At 48.2% G+C, this 14086-nt stretch carries 13 protein-coding genes; 4 read left to right on the top strand and 9 right to left on the bottom strand.

Translation table 11 applies throughout. The features are described from left to right. Positions 1-511: 511 nt before the first annotated feature. From dacB to Q1B04_RS12245, 3 genes are all read right to left on the bottom strand, one after another. Positions 512-1906, bottom strand: a complete 1395-nt coding sequence (gene dacB, locus Q1B04_RS12235; protein WP_299759103.1) for a D-alanyl-D-alanine carboxypeptidase/D-alanyl-D-alanine-endopeptidase — start codon at positions 1904-1906, stop codon at positions 512-514. Between the two features lie 193 nt (positions 1907-2099). Next, positions 2100-2801 (bottom strand): hypothetical protein, encoded by a 702-nt coding sequence (locus tag Q1B04_RS12240; protein WP_299759104.1) that lies wholly within the window; start codon positions 2799-2801, stop codon positions 2100-2102. Between the two features lie 151 nt (positions 2802-2952). Further along, positions 2953-3516 carry a DUF1543 domain-containing protein gene (locus Q1B04_RS12245; RefSeq protein ID WP_299759105.1) on the bottom strand — a complete coding sequence of 188 codons (564 nt, stop codon included), beginning with the start codon at positions 3514-3516 and terminating at the stop codon, positions 2953-2955. A gap of 141 nt (positions 3517-3657) precedes the next feature. On the opposite strand from Q1B04_RS12245, the gene Q1B04_RS12250 reads away from it, so the two are divergent. After that, positions 3658-4095, top strand: a complete 438-nt coding sequence (locus Q1B04_RS12250) for a hypothetical protein (protein WP_299759106.1) — start codon at positions 3658-3660, stop codon at positions 4093-4095. Positions 4096-4189: 94 nt separating this feature from the next. Here Q1B04_RS12250 and Q1B04_RS12255 read toward each other — a convergent pair whose 3' ends face one another. Continuing rightward, positions 4190-6043: a von Willebrand factor type A domain-containing protein gene (locus tag Q1B04_RS12255; RefSeq protein ID WP_299759107.1), complete on the bottom strand. Its 1854-nt coding sequence runs from the start codon at positions 6041-6043 to the stop codon at positions 4190-4192. A gap of 97 nt (positions 6044-6140) precedes the next feature. Here Q1B04_RS12255 and Q1B04_RS12260 point away from each other — a divergent pair, with 97 nt between their 5' ends. Both Q1B04_RS12260 and Q1B04_RS12265 read left to right on the top strand, forming a co-directional pair. Beyond that, the gene (locus Q1B04_RS12260) at positions 6141-6740 is read left to right on the top strand and encodes a sigma-70 family RNA polymerase sigma factor (protein WP_299759108.1); all 600 of its coding nucleotides are present in this window, start codon (positions 6141-6143) and stop codon (positions 6738-6740) included. Continuing rightward, the gene (locus Q1B04_RS12265; protein WP_299759109.1) at positions 6727-8100 is read left to right on the top strand and encodes a TonB family protein; all 1374 of its coding nucleotides are present in this window, start codon (positions 6727-6729) and stop codon (positions 8098-8100) included. Before Q1B04_RS12260 ends, Q1B04_RS12265 begins: the two co-directional genes overlap by 14 nt. Before the next feature lie 49 nt (positions 8101-8149). On the opposite strand, the gene Q1B04_RS12270 is transcribed toward Q1B04_RS12265, so the two are convergent. The 3 genes from Q1B04_RS12270 to Q1B04_RS12280 form a co-directional block, all read right to left on the bottom strand. Then, the gene (locus Q1B04_RS12270) at positions 8150-8563 is read right to left on the bottom strand and encodes a VOC family protein (RefSeq protein ID WP_299759110.1); all 414 of its coding nucleotides are present in this window, start codon (positions 8561-8563) and stop codon (positions 8150-8152) included. 1 nt (position 8564) lies between these two features. After that, positions 8565-9494, bottom strand: coding sequence for a glyoxylate/hydroxypyruvate reductase A (locus Q1B04_RS12275; RefSeq protein ID WP_299759111.1), 930 nt, complete (start codon positions 9492-9494; stop codon positions 8565-8567). 336 nt (positions 9495-9830) lie between these two features. After that, complete coding sequence (locus tag Q1B04_RS12280; protein ID WP_299759112.1) at positions 9831-10028, bottom strand: hypothetical protein; 198 nt, start codon at positions 10026-10028, stop codon at positions 9831-9833. A 330-nt stretch (positions 10029-10358) separates the two neighbouring features. On the opposite strand from Q1B04_RS12280, the gene Q1B04_RS12285 reads away from it, so the two are divergent. Then, positions 10359-11915 (top strand): protein adenylyltransferase SelO, encoded by a 1557-nt coding sequence (locus Q1B04_RS12285; RefSeq protein WP_299759113.1) that lies wholly within the window; start codon positions 10359-10361, stop codon positions 11913-11915. Positions 11916-11986: 71 nt separating this feature from the next. Here the strand turns inward: Q1B04_RS12285 and Q1B04_RS12290 are convergent, their stop codons facing one another. Together Q1B04_RS12290 and Q1B04_RS12295 are read right to left on the bottom strand one after the other, a co-directional pair. Beyond that, the gene (locus Q1B04_RS12290) at positions 11987-12835 is read right to left on the bottom strand and encodes an aminotransferase class IV (protein WP_299759114.1); all 849 of its coding nucleotides are present in this window, start codon (positions 12833-12835) and stop codon (positions 11987-11989) included. Next, positions 12819-13955 carry a P1 family peptidase gene (locus Q1B04_RS12295; protein WP_299759115.1) on the bottom strand — a complete coding sequence of 379 codons (1137 nt, stop codon included), beginning with the start codon at positions 13953-13955 and terminating at the stop codon, positions 12819-12821. Before Q1B04_RS12295 ends, Q1B04_RS12290 begins: the two co-directional genes overlap by 17 nt. Between the last annotated feature and the right edge of the window lie 131 nt (positions 13956-14086).

Here is a 14086-nt window from a genome sequence, read left to right on the forward strand (position 1 = left end):
TGCCCCGTCCCTGCTGAACCGGGATGCAAAAGTAGGCAAAAATCCCGCCCCCGCAACACCACCACCCAAAAAAACTTGACTGAGGCACGCAAGGCGCTGAAAGACAAGGAGAAAAAGTTTAATCATTAATCCTCTATGCTTAGAGGCAACAAGATTATAGCTTGTTGGAGTTCATCAAAACTGCTTTATTCTTTTAGAAGTACTTCATATTTCTTAACCATCATACTATATACTGTGTACTGCGACTTCTATACCTGAGCAGCCATGCAGCTTTATATTATGCTTTTGTTGCTTTTCATCTCTTGATCTTATACAATGATTCATACTACTCCCCCCTTTTACTAGGTTTGCATATATCATACTTCACTGCCTCTAAAATAGCTCTCTGCATTGCCTTATCAATCAGTACCCATACTTATATAGTATAGAGTGGTAAATATGATGCAGTAGTTCGATGTAATATATAGAAGCAAACCTGTAATAAAAGACGACTATGTAAAGAGCGAGTAGTCTACTTTAGTTCGTCCAGCACTCTATACATTTTCTGAACGAGTGAGGCACCAGAGCCATTGTAGTTGTTTACAAGGAAGGAGAAGGCATATTCCTTACCGTCTTTACTTTTATGGTAACCTGTATAGCCTTTGACGCCTCTTATGGTCCCGCTTTTCATTTTCATACCATTATATATAGGTAGCGAAGTATATAACCCGTTAAACCAGGGCTGGTTCTTGGCGTGGTGCAGCAGCTTTACTTGCGTATGCGCTGTTACCCTGTTAAGCGGCGATAGTCCTGAGCCATCTACCATACTTAATTCTGTTTCCGGAATGCCGTGCTGCTTCCAGAGCGTACGGATTTTATCCAAGCCTTCATCTGTCTTGCTGCTCTGGGTGTGCTGGTAGGCAATAGTTTTTACTAAGGCTTCGCCGTACAGATTTATGCTTTTCCTATTGAACCAGTATATGATGCTATCCAGCGGTGGTGATGTGATAGTATGGAAGGTAGTATAGCTACGCTGAGGCAACTTAGTATTCTGCTCCACCAGCTGCTTAGGCAATTGTATACCTATTTGCTGAAGCGTATCGGCCCATACACTTATAAATTGTTTGCCTGCCGCCGGCATGGCACCTGAAATTTTAAAGCTGCTTTCGTTTACCGGAATAGTGCCTCTTATAGTGGCGGATGAGGTGCTGAGCGGAAAATAGATATAAGCATTGTCGCCGGTGCCGGCTGCAGCTGAGGTAAGTTCAGAGTTTAATTCATACCCGTTCATCTCCGGGACTGTCTTTACCACAGCAACCGGATCACCGATGCGCTTCCCAGACTTTAAGATAACGTCATACTGATTTTCGCGCCAGTTAAGTTTGGCAGGTCCTGCGCCATAGTAATTGGCGATGTCTTGCCACATCCAGCCGTCCGGCACAGTTTCATCGTTCCAGCCCTCATTCTCGACAATCACCTTATCAAAGGATTTGACGCCTGTCTGCTGCAGCTTTATAGTAAGAGTTTTCAACACATTTCCTTCTCTTGACTCAGCCCAACGCCAACTGCCTAAAGTAGGGTCGCCGCTCGGAAGTATGATCAGCTCAGCCTTTCCGTTATTTTTACTGTATGCGAATTCTGTTTTATACCTGAACCCGCTACCCAATAACTCATAGGCGCTGATGCTGGTAATTACTTTCATGGTGGATGCGGGTGCCAGCCCTACCCTGCTGTTCCGGTCAAAAATAACTTCCCCGGTTTTTGCGTCTATTATATATAAGGATGCTATGGCATTCTGCAGCTGTGGGTCCTGCTCAAACTTACTAAAAGCGGCAGCAAGGTTTTGAGGCAAGTTCTGAGCAACTGCGCAAGTATAAACCAGCAGAAACGCCAGTACAAGGGAAGTTTTATATGTAGAAAATTTCATACCCAAAATTTAAGCATTTAATGCCACTTATACTTTATAGTAAGGGCAGTTTACTCTTCGCTTTTAAAATTTAAGTGCTACTAAGTGCTTTTAAAGTATAGATGAAGCATTTCTTGATGGTTAAAACAGAAACAGCCGCCTGCATTATATACAAGCGGCTGCTTCTGTTATTTATGTAAATTAATTTTACCGTCTACCAATCCTGATGGCGATTGTAGCGGCGGTTGTGCTGTTCTCGCTCCGAGTAGCGGCGGTCTTCCTGAGGCTGATTGCCACGGCTGTAGGCACTGCGTTCGCGATCCAGATCGCGGTTATTGTAAGGGGTGGAACCGTAGCCAGTGCCGCCGTAGTCGCTAAAGCCACGGTCATAGCCTGTGTTCCGGCCTTCCCGGCTTCTGTAGTCCGAGCCCTGGTAGCTGTCGTCGTTGTAGTTGCGGTTATACCTGCTGTTTCTGTCTTCGTTTATATAACCACCATCGCTGCTGCGCCCAAAGCTATCGCTAAATCGCTGATCGCGGGTACGGCTGTGCTCGTTATCGGCGTACGCATCGTATTGCCTGCTATCAGACCAGCGCCTGTCGTGCTGCGTGATGCGGGGGCCTTGGTTGCCGGATAGGCCATAGTATGAATGCCCGTAGGAAGAGCCGCCGCCTTCGTTGCTGCCACCTTCGCCATAGCGTGTGCCTCTGCTATAATCGCCGTATGCATGCGCGGCGTTGGTGTCGCGGTTGCCATAGCGGTCGTTTTCCCGGTGCTGGCCAAAAGACGAATAACCTTTCTCCGCGTTGTAGCGGGAAAGGCTGTTTGTATTGCCTGTGCGCGGGTTGCCGTGCTCATCAAAATCGGCGTAATGGTTTTTATCAGGTCCGTTGTTAGGCTCAAAGTTTCTGTTCATAGCTTTTATTTTTGATTCGAAAATTACTCCCTATACTAACGCAACAACGTAAAGCATGTTTATACTTGCACCAAAATCTGGGGAGCAAGTATAAAAACAGAAGCAACTATAAACAGCAGCAACAACGGCAAGTATAACTACGCTAAGGCTGCTACAGCTTGTGCAGCTGAAAGTACCCCAGGTGCATTTCGTCCTCAGCCTCAGCCTGAGCTGCGGTTATTTGCAGGCTATACTTCTGCTTGGCAGATGCTGGCAGAATATCCTGTACTTTGTGCAGGTCATCCACATCTACACCAAATTTATCGTCAATGTGTGAGGTTGCGCCTTTAAAGCCGGTATGTTTGTAAAATGCCGTTTCTTTGGCCTGCTTTATAGCACCTGCGCTATTTTGTGCCACTGCCAGCATCTTATAATGAAACTCATCAAACTCTGCCGGCTTATAGCCGCCCAGGTTCAGGAAAAAAAGTTTAGCAGACTCCGCATTGTTTTCAGCGGCCTCTTTGGGCACTACGGTTATCTTGTAGCCGTTTACCTGCGTCACTTCCCGCCAGGCATCCACATGTATTTCTCCCTTTGCCTCTAGCCAAAAAGCCTTTATTTCCGGCACCAGCTCCTTAACGGAATTGGCAATACTGAAAAAGACATCATGTTGCTCGGTGTTTCTGCCAGCTGGTGTGCAGCCAAGCATCAGCATGTATAATTTGGGTGTTTGCATCTTGTAAATTTAGAAAGTAAACCGGGCAATTAAAGTATCCGAACCTAAGATTTACAGCCAAGGTAGCTGGGACATCTTTCAGCTTTTCCATACTTTAAGCTTGTTATTGATTACCTTTGTACCTGTAAAGCACAAAATTATATGAAGTTGATCGGAAACATCCTCGATATAAAGAACACCAGAGACAGTCGTAACAGCGAAATTGAGCTGCACATCAGCAGAGTGGAATACGTTACGCACAAAAAGGATGGCCGCTTTTATCAGCCCTTCGAATTTGAGGATGAGCTGGATACGCCTCTCGTGATTACCGGCGATTGCCTGGCTCGCATCAACAACAAACTTTTGAAAGAAGGCGAGTATGAATTTGAGGTATATGATAAAGTAGACGAGGAATATATCTTAAATCCGGACAAACAGCTTTCGCTAAGTATAGAGTATGATTTTGATGCTGACGTTACCATACTTTCTTCGCTCTACTATACTGTTATAGTCTCAAACGAAGAGTTTAAGGAGATTAAAGCAGAGCGCAACAAGCAAAAGAAACAGCAGCAGAAAGGCCGCGGCAGAAAAAACAGGTAAAGCCATTTTTAACCAGCTTTATACTAACAAGCATACAGCGAGGGCAACTTATACTTTATAAGCTGCCCTCGCTGTTTTAAAGTATGGCACTAAATTAACGTCTGTCGCTTAGCAAAGCCCTGGACCGCACGAGCCGTATAAACTCTGCACGATATCCTTCTTCATCATGCCCGACTGCATTTTCCGCCAGCTCCAGCACCTGCGCATAAGTTGCATTGCCTTTAAATTCTGAATCGCGGAGCAGCATACCGAAGGAGGCTACTGCCGCCGCAAAACGAAAATTGTTCGAGGTTTGTTTTAGCGCCGAGGCCTTATCAGAAACTGTGGTGGAAATTAATTTACTCTTGCTCCCCTCCGGATCTTTATACCGCAGCTTCAGCGTCAGGATCTCATCGGTGGCAGTGGCTTGCTTGTTCAGCTGCGTTTGCTGGTACTTCAGCTTATCCACTGATCCTGTGTGTGTACCTTTGGCACTGGCTGGCACAATTTCATAGAGGGCGGTTACGGTGTGGCCCGCTCCAAGTTCCCCCGCATCTTTCTTATCGTCGTTAAAATCCTCGCTCTGCAAGGTGCGGTTTTCATAACCGATCAGGCGGTAAGCCTTTACCTTGGCTGGGTTGAACTCCAGTTGCAGCTTTACGTCTTTGGCGATGGTGAACAGCGTGCCGCCAAACTCGTTGATGAATACTTTCTTGGCTTCCAGTATGTTATCGACGTAGGCATAGTTACCGTTGCCTTTGTCGGCCAGCTGCTCCATGCGGGAGTCCTTTAAGTTACCTGTCCCCAAACCCAGCACCGTCAGGTAAATACCCATTTCGCGCTTTTTCTCTATCAGCCGGTTCAGTTCTCCGTCGCTACTAATGCCCACGTTAAAGTCGCCGTCGGTGGCAAGTATAATCCGGTTGTTGCCCTCTTTCATAAACTGCTCCTGCGCCACCTGGTACGCAAGGTTTAAACCTGCGCCTCCTGCCGTTGAGCCTCCGGCTTCCAGTTTTTCCAGTGCCTGCCATATTTTCTCTTTCTGGTCTCCGGGAGTGGAAGGCAGCACCAACCCGGCAGCACCGGCATACACCACAATGGCTACTTTATCCTGCGGGCGCAGTTGGTCTACCAGCAGGCTCAGCCCCGACTTTAGCAATGGCAGCTTATCGGGAGTGGCCATAGAACCCGACACATCCAGCAGAAACACCAGGTTAGAGGCCGGCAGGTTATCGGTTGCTATTTCTTTTCCCTGCAGGCCAATGTGCAGCAGCTGGTTTTCTTTGTTCCAGGGGCAGGCGGAAAGCTCCGTGTGCACGGCAAACGGAACCTCAGCGGTTGGCTGCGGATAATCATATTTGAAGTAATTCACCATTTCCTCGATACGCACGGCATCCACAGGCGGCTTCTGCCCTTGGTTCAAAAAACGGCGTACATTGCTGTAAGAGGCACGGTCCACATCAATAGAGAAAGTGGAAAGCGGTGACTTTTTAGCGTTCTGAAATGTGCTCTCCTTCAGGTAAGTATAATTTTCGGTGTTGTGCAGCACCTCCTGATCGTAAGCCATATAGCTGTTTGTATGCTTCTGCACTGCCACCCCGGCCGCAACACCTCGCAACCTTATTTTACGTTCTCCATACCCTACTACCACCACTTCTTCTAGCGCTCGGTTATCCACCTGAAGCTGCACATCCAGCACCCGCTTTTTACCTACCTTCACTTCCTGTGTCTCGTAGCCGATAAACCGGAAAACAAGTATGGCTTTTTCGTTTCTCACCTGCAGGCTATACTTGCCAAACTCATCTGTGGCTACTCCTGATGCCGTTCCTTTCTCCGTGACTGTCACCCCTGGCAATGGAGTGCCGTTTGCGGAATCGGTTACGGTTCCTGTTACGGTTACAGACTGTGCCTGCGCCTGCAGCCCAAGCATCAGCAGGGCCAGCAGCAATATGTAGAGTTGTTTTTTCATGGCTTTGTTCTTTTGTTTCCTAAAGGATGCAGCACCTATAGCTTTTCCATAAGCCTATCTGAAAAATATTTACTTTCTTTAGGAAACGATCCTCCAGATGCTGCCCTTTTTCCTCAAGCTGTTCACCAACGCCAAGCCGCCTCCACCGGATGCGGAGCTGCTGCGCCTGTACCGGCAGAGCGGAGAGTTGGAGCACCTAGGCGAGCTTTTCCAGCGACATTCGGAAATGGTATACCTGGTTTGCCTGAAGTATCTGAAGGATAAGGAAGAGAGCAAAGATGCCACCATGCAGCTTTTCGAATACCTGACCACCACTTTGCTGAAGCATGAGGTAAGCAATTTTAAAAGCTGGCTTTATGCCACCGCCAAAAACCACTGCCTGATGAAGCTGCGGGCGCAAAAAGGAGCAACAGGGGTTTTTCGGGAAGAATTGCCGCCTCCGCTTATGGAAAACAATGAACCGCTGCATCTTACAGAGGCAGAGCAAACCGAGGAAACGGAACAGCTTTTGCGGAAAGCCATGCAGCAGCTGCCGGCAGAGCAGTATACTTGTGTAGAACTGTTTTACCTGCAGCAGAAGAGCTATGCCGATATTGTTGGCCTTACCGGTTTTGAGCTTCATAAAGTAAAAAGCTATATCCAAAACGGGAAGCGCAACCTTAAAATCTACATGGAAAAGAACCATGCCACACGCTAAGCACCATATACTTTGGCCAGACGGCGAGCATCCTTCGCTGGAATTGCTACGGCAGTACCAGCACGGCAACCTGCCTGCTGCCCTGCACCACCAGCTGGAGCGGCACGTGCTAGGTTGTGCGCTTTGTGCGGATGTGCTGGAAGGTATGGAGCTCTCTGATGCGGGGAAGACCAAAGTTGCCGTAGCCGATATTAACCAGCGTGTACAGGCAAAGGTGCAGCAGCGCAAGAAGAAAACAGCGCCTTTGTACTGGCAAAGCGCCGCAGCCATACTTATATTGGTGGCATCGGCTGTGCTGGTACTATACTATAATTACAAAGAGCAGCAGCCGGCGCTACAGGAAATAGCCAAAGAAGAAGCAGTGGTAGAACCAGAGGCAGCGCCGCTACTTGACCTCTCCCAGCCCTCAGCAGCAACAGAAGCTGATAGCATGGCCATACCTCAAATTCCGAAAGCAAGTATAGCAGCAGTTGAGTCTCAACGAAAGTATACTTCGCCGGTGGTAAAGCAGGATGTGGAGGAAGTATACGACCAGGAGGAGTTTTTTTACATGGATATGTATCCTGAAGATACTCTTATTGATGATAAACCTTTAAATCTAGGATATTTTGCAGGCATTGACAAGGTAGAGAAAAAGCAATCAGTAGAAATTGACTCTATTGCTTTTCATAAAAAACCGCTGCCTACCATGGCACTCGCACCGGAATCTGTGGATGTTTCCAAAGCGCTGGCGGGCAAAGCGGCGGGAGTTACCATCAGAGGGGTCAGCACTATAAAGTCTATAATTTCATTAAACCAAAAGCAGGTGAGCGGGCAGGTGCTGTCTGAAGAGGGGGAGCCGCTGCCGGGGGTAGCGGTTTTACTGAAAGGCAAGGCCATTGGCACTGTAACGGATGCTGAGGGAAAATACAGCCTGGCAACGCCGGATGGGGAGCAAACGCTGCGCTTTAGTTTTATAGGGTATGAGACCGCAGAAAAAGCACTGGCCCAAAACGACACTTCCGCTGACATTACTTTAACGCCTGACCAGCGCGCATTGAGCGAAGTGGTTGTGATAGCTTACGGCACCGCAAAAGCACACGCCATTATTCCGGCAAAACCAGTTGGAGGTATGCGCAAGTATAAAAAGTATGTAAAGGAAAACAGCAGACCTGTTCCGGAGCAGGGGAAGGTAAAAATTGTCTTTACCGTAGCAGAAGACGGAAAGCCGCAGCAACTGCGCGTAGAGCAGAGCCTGTGCGCAGCCTGTGATGCGGAGGCGCTGCGCCTGGTGCAGGAAGGCCCGCTTTGGAAACCCGCCTCACAAAACGGACAACCTATACCTCAGGAGGTAAAAGTTACCGTCAAATTCAAAAACTAGCCCTTGTATTTCCTGAAATGCAAGGGCTAGTTTATACTTGTAAGCCTGTTTAGGAGGCAAATACCTCCTCCGGGTTTTTAAAAGCCTTGAACTCCAGCGGGTTGCCGCTCAGGTCTAGCACAAACATAGTACGCTGCTCGCCAACCTGGCCTTCGTAGCGGGTATGCGCCTTCACCACAAATTTTATATCGTGCTGCTGTAGCTGCTGCTGCACCTGCTCAAATTGATCGTAACTCAGTATGCAGCCAAAATGCGGCACCGGCACGCTCACACCGTCTACCTTCCCGCAGTAATCCAGTTCCGGGATATTATCGCTTACGTGGCCGGAAAGCTGATGCCCGAAGAAATCAAAATCTATCCAATGCTCGGTGCTTCTCCCCTCCTGGCAACCCAGCATATCTACATAAAACCTTCTGGTAGAGGCAATATCTTTTATCTTAAAAGCATAATGAAATGCGTTCATACTAATATCCTTTGGTGCGTGAAACAAGATTGATTAAGGGCTTGCTGTTCTGGAGCCTGTCATAGTTTTCCAGTACCTGATCAACTGCCGAGGCCGGATTTGTAACACTTGCGATGTGCGGCGTAATTTTTATACTTGGATGAGCCCAAAACGGGTGTTTCTCCGGCAGCGGCTCCTCCCGAAACACATCCAGGCTCGCCCCTGCTAAATGTCCGCTCTCAATCAAGTCGATCAAGTCCTGCTCTATCAGGTGCTCTCCCCTTGCCACGTTAATGACAAAGGCATTTTTCGGCAGTTTCCCGAGCGTGTCTTTATTCAGAATGTCTGCGGTTTCCTGAGTGAGCGGCAGCAGGCAGATGAGAATATCGGCAGTTTCTAGGAAAGAGTCAAGTTCTTCGGCTCCGGCATAAACTTTTATACTTTCCAGCTGCTTGGCAGAATTAGCCCAGCCGGTTACGTTAAACCCGTTGCTGCTGAGGCGGCGCGCCACTTCACTACCCAGTGCGCCCACACCCATCACGCCGATGGTTATCTCTGCTTTATTTTTGTAGCGCAGCGGTTTCCAGGTATGCGTTTGTTCTGCAGTTTTATACTTGTGGAGGTCGCGCATATAGTTCAGAACCTGCGCCAGGCAGAAGTCCGCCATGTCGTTTGTCAGGTTCTTATCTTTGATCCTGCTTATCTGCACCTGCTCCGGAATATTCGGGTCTTTCAGCACATGGTCCACTCCGGCACCAAGCGAGGAAATGCATTGCAGGTTTGGGAATTGTGTAAATGCACCAAGCGGATGGTTCCAGGCCAAGGCAAATGTGATTTCATCGCGCGGGTGATCATCAGGGTAGATACGTACATCCAAGTCTGGTTTTTTTTCTTTCAGCGCTTTAACCCAGGTACTCAGGTCTCTGCCCTGGCTAACAATAGAAATAGGCATAACAAACAGAAGTATCAGCAGCGGCAGTGGATATAAAAGGTTAGATAAAAAAACTTAGCTGCTGCCACTAAGGTACAACCTAAACACCTAAAAATTGGCATTTTCAGCCAAAATTCAGGATAAAGAAAAGGTAAGTTTGATGTAGGATCAGGACAAAAAAGAGCCTGCCTTAAGCTTAAACTCAAGGCAGGCTTTCCATCAAGCGTTCCAAACAAACGAAAAGTTAAAACTCAAAGCTTCTACAAGCTTTATTCAGGCTATCACCTGTCTGGTCGGAAACTTAAAATGTATACTGCTTTATACGTAGCCTCTTTCAAGAGGTTAAACGCAGCCAACCTATTTTCCGCTTCTGCCTAAGTAAATTGCATAGCCGATAAGGCCAGCAGCGGCTGCAAACAGAATATACTGCTGCTCTTTAACAGATAGCGCTTTGTAAAAATCAAGCCCTTTTGTAGGATCTTTGATGATGTCAGTCAGTTGGGATGGGTCTTGGAGAAGCCCCCGCAGAGAAGTGTTCTCTAATGTATTTTCCATAGTTTTATAGCTGTTTTATCAATCTGTTAGTGGATACGTTATCAATAGCTAATTAGATATTCTTTGAGCGTTAAAAGCAACTCCCTGCAGTTTAAATTTATAAGCATACAAACTATAATGCCATCATACTTTGAGCCGAATCTCATGTATAGATATTAAAGCTTTTCAGAAAGCATCCATACTTTTTCAGGAAGAGGCTTGTGCAGCAGCAGCAGGCAACTTTACCTTGCCCGCTAACGAATTTTAAGTATAAAGTTTAACTAATTCAGGCTCGTACCTGTTACCTTCAAGCTTACTCCGGTACAGCATTCATTTAAATAAAGAAAAACAATGAAGAGCCTCAGCTCAGAAAACTATAAAAAGGAATTTATCAGCACTTTTCCCGGCGACGAAAGCGGCGACCTAACGCCACGGCAAACACCGGGCATGCTGTACAGTAAAGCTATCCCAACTCCGGTAGAAAAAGTCACCTTGCTGGCCTGGTCAGAAGAACTGGCAACAGAACTTGGCATTGGAAAACCAGTAAGCCAGCAGGAGGTAGATATATTGGGAGGCAACAACTTAGCCAGCACCATGCACCCTTACGCTGCCTGCTACGCCGGCCACCAGTTTGGCGGCTGGGCCGGACAGCTTGGAGATGGCCGCGCCATTACCTTAGGCGAGTGGGAAGCACCAAATAACAAGTATTTTGAGCTGCAGCTGAAAGGCGCTGGCCCCACTCCTTATTCCAGACGCGCAGATGGGCGTGCGGTGCTTCGTTCCTCGGTGCGTGAGTATTTAATGAGCGAGGCCATGCATTACCTGGGTGTGCCTACCACACGTGCCCTAAGCCTGGTTACTACCGGCGAGCCCGTGCTGCGCGATATGTTTTACAACGGAAACGCGGCTTATGAGGCCGGTGCCATTGTGATGCGCGTAGCACCAAGCTTTCTGCGCTTCGGAAACTTCGAGCTGCTGAACGCGCGCAAAGAAACCGATAACCTGCGCCAACTCGTGGACTGGACCATCAGCCGTTACTACCCGCACCTGACTGGTGAAGGAAAAGTGATTTCATGGTTCAAGGAAATAGTGGAGCGAACAGCCAGCCTTATGGTGGAGTGGCAGCGCGTAGGTTTTGTGCACGGCGTCATGAATACCGATAACATGTCTGTACTTGGCCTCACGATTGATTACGGACCCTACTCTTTCCTGGACGACTTCGACCCTGACTTTACGCCTAACACCACTGACTTGCCAGGCAAGCGCTACGCTTTTGGCAAGCAACCAAGTATAGGCTACTGGAACCTCGGCTGCCTGGCAGCGGCACTGCTCCCTTTAGTAGAAAAAGACCAGCTGCTACCCGCATTAGAGAGCTACAAGGAAGTATACTGGGGCAAATATTATGCGATGATGGGTAAAAAACTAGGGCTGGACCACGTCAGTAAAATTGACACAGATCTTATCGCGCAGTTTGAGAAAACGCTTGCCGCCCTAAAACCTGATATGACCATTTTCTTCCAGTTGCTGATAGAGCTGCCTTTACACATGGGCAGCACGCAGGAAGTGAAGGAGTTTTTCAAAACCAGCCTGTATAAGGAATTAAGTACAGAGGAGCAGGAGATGCTGTATTCGCTGATCGTAAATTACCTGGACCGCCTTAACAAGAATACCATCACACGGCAGTATTCTCAGAAACTGATGCGGGAGGCCAACCCAAGATTTATACTTCGGAACTACCTGCTGCACCAGGCTATTGAGGGTTTGGAGAAAGGAGAACCGGATTTGTTCGAAAAGCTGCAGCAAGCCCTGAAAGAACCTTACTCAGATAAGTTTGATGAGTTCTTTACAACCAGACCCGACTGGGCCAGCCAGAAAGCAGGATGCTCTATGTTATCATGCAGTTCGTAAGCTGAGTCACTCATAAGTATAAATCCGCCCCGGAGCCTTTGCCGGGGCAGATTTATACTTTGTTTTCAGGTTTATGATTGCATTCCTACTTGCTCCTCCAGCCTTATAAGGTCCTGCAGCAACGAGAGCGTAACCTCCCCTGGTTTGCCGTTCCCGATCACCTGCTCATCCACCTGCACAATGGGCACAATGCGCTTGGTCGTGCTGGTCAGGAATACTTCTTTTGCCTGAAATATATCCTCCAACGTAACCGTGCCTTCAGCGGCCTTATATTTTTTACCGGCCAGGTCCAGTACGTTTTTGCGAGTTACGCCCAGCAGCACATTTTCTGCTGGCGTTACCACAGCGCCGTCCTGTTTTACGATAAAAAGATTGCACCTCGGAAACTCTGACACCACACCATTGCGCTGGTAAAGCACATCGCTCGCCCCTCGCTGCCGTATCTCGTCTATCAGCCGAATGCCCATAGTATAATTTATGGTTTTGGCCTGCGGCACCTCCCGCACAAATTCATGGGTGATGATCTTGATGCCATTCTCCAGCATTTCTGCCCCCGGAAGTATAAGCGGCTGCTGAAAAATAACCAAACTTGGCTCTGCCAGATCGTAACCATTGGAGGAATAGCCTCCGGTCAGGATCATCTTCATACCTGCCAGGGGCATACTGTTTTTCTGTATCAGCTCCTGAATAACAGCCTTCAACTCGCCATCTGATATTGGGAGAGCCATGCGCATAGCCTTTGCCGATGCATGAAAACGCTCCAAATACTTGTCTAGAAAGACAGCTTTGCCATTATGCACCCTAAAATAATCAAACACACCGTACCCTCTCTGTATAGAAAGGTCGCTAATGTGGAGTGTAGCTTTTTCGAGGGGCAGCACCTGGCCGCGCACGTAGGCATAGTTAGGGTTGGATTGCATGGTGTTTCTTTAACAGCTTTAAAACTTTATTTAGTGGCAGCGCTTCTACCTTTCTCCCTTCCTTGCCGGTTATGGTTTCGGCCTTAAACAGTGAGTTGATAATTGCTTCTTCCGTTGCCTCTATCACCGCCAGAAAAAGGGGCGACATTTCATCGTTACGAAGTATGGGTGCCGTTTGAGTTTTATCTTCAGAGGAGTAAGGTATACGGAGTTTAGGGTTTATGGAAAAGGCGATCACATAGTCACCGCTGCCGTTGGAGGCGATGCCGCCGGTTTTAGCCAGCCCCATCATCGCACGCTTGGCCATACGCTCCAGGTTACGTGCATCTACGGGTGCGTCAGTGGCAACTATAATCATACAGGTACCGTCTGCGCTGTCTTTTAGCTGCTGGTTCATGAAATACTGCTCCAGCTCCTGGCCAACAGGCGCACCGTTTACCTGCAGCACGCCGCCAAAGTTTGTCTGCACCAGCACCCCAACTGTATAGCCGCCTGAGTTAACAGGAAGTTTACGCGAAGATGTGCCGATACCTCCTTTAAACCCAAAACATACCGTACCTGTGCCAGCCCCAACATTACCTTCCTGCACCGCGCCGCTCTCAGCCTTCTCAATAGCGTCCAGCACGTTTTGCTCGCTCACGTGCCGGCCCCTGATGTCACTGAGGTAGCCATCGTTTGTTTCGCCCACCACCGCATTAACCGACTGCACCTGCTCATTGCCGGGCTGCTGCAGCGCATGGCTTATCAGGGCATTCATGGCGGTGGCCACGCTCAGGGTGTTGGTAAGTATGATTGGAGTCTCCAGGTTACCGAGTTCCAGTATTTGTGTACTGCCAGCCAACTTTCCGAATCCATTTCCCACATACACGGCGGCAGGCACTTTCTCCTGAAAAATATTGCCCGGATGCGGCAGAATGGCTGTTACACCGGTTCGTACCTGCTCCCCCTCCACCAGCGTAACCTGCCCGACACGCACTCCGGCTACGTCCGTTATGGCGTTATACCTGCCTGTCGGTAAAACGCCAATTTGTACGCCGTATTCTCTTGCCCGTTTGCGCTCCTGCCCGCTCACTTGTGTATACATACTCATCAGCAATAAAAGTATAAAGGCAATCCTCATGTTCTTCGGTTTAGAATGTTACTACAGGGGCAAAGCACTCCTTGCATAAAAATAGAGAAGCCATTTGAGAAAAGCTATACTTTAAGAAGCAGCGCTCGATAAGCGTTACTTATACTTGACATTGTCACCAC

It is taken from the genome of uncultured Pontibacter sp., assembly GCF_947495565.1.
Taxonomy (GTDB): Bacteria; Bacteroidota; Bacteroidia; order Cytophagales; family Hymenobacteraceae; genus Pontibacter.

Coding starts and splice junctions, on each gene's coding strand:
- dacB (WP_299759103.1), bottom strand. CDS start 1,906: ATGAAATTTTCTACATATAAAACTTCCCTTGTACTGGCGTTTCTGCTG.
- Q1B04_RS12240 (WP_299759104.1), bottom strand. CDS start 2,801: ATGAACAGAAACTTTGAGCCTAACAACGGACCTGATAAAAACCATTAC.
- Q1B04_RS12245 (WP_299759105.1), bottom strand. CDS start 3,516: ATGCAAACACCCAAATTATACATGCTGATGCTTGGCTGCACACCAGCT.
- Q1B04_RS12250 (WP_299759106.1), top strand. CDS start 3,658: ATGAAGTTGATCGGAAACATCCTCGATATAAAGAACACCAGAGACAGT.
- Q1B04_RS12255 (WP_299759107.1), bottom strand. CDS start 6,043: ATGAAAAAACAACTCTACATATTGCTGCTGGCCCTGCTGATGCTTGGG.
- Q1B04_RS12260 (WP_299759108.1), top strand. CDS start 6,141: ATGCTGCCCTTTTTCCTCAAGCTGTTCACCAACGCCAAGCCGCCTCCA.
- Q1B04_RS12265 (WP_299759109.1), top strand. CDS start 6,727: ATGCCACACGCTAAGCACCATATACTTTGGCCAGACGGCGAGCATCCT.
- Q1B04_RS12270 (WP_299759110.1), bottom strand. CDS start 8,563: ATGAACGCATTTCATTATGCTTTTAAGATAAAAGATATTGCCTCTACC.
- Q1B04_RS12275 (WP_299759111.1), bottom strand. CDS start 9,494: ATGCCTATTTCTATTGTTAGCCAGGGCAGAGACCTGAGTACCTGGGTT.
- Q1B04_RS12280 (WP_299759112.1), bottom strand. CDS start 10,028: ATGGAAAATACATTAGAGAACACTTCTCTGCGGGGGCTTCTCCAAGAC.
- Q1B04_RS12285 (WP_299759113.1), top strand. CDS start 10,359: ATGAAGAGCCTCAGCTCAGAAAACTATAAAAAGGAATTTATCAGCACT.
- Q1B04_RS12290 (WP_299759114.1), bottom strand. CDS start 12,835: ATGCAATCCAACCCTAACTATGCCTACGTGCGCGGCCAGGTGCTGCCC.
- Q1B04_RS12295 (WP_299759115.1), bottom strand. CDS start 13,955: ATGAGGATTGCCTTTATACTTTTATTGCTGATGAGTATGTATACACAA.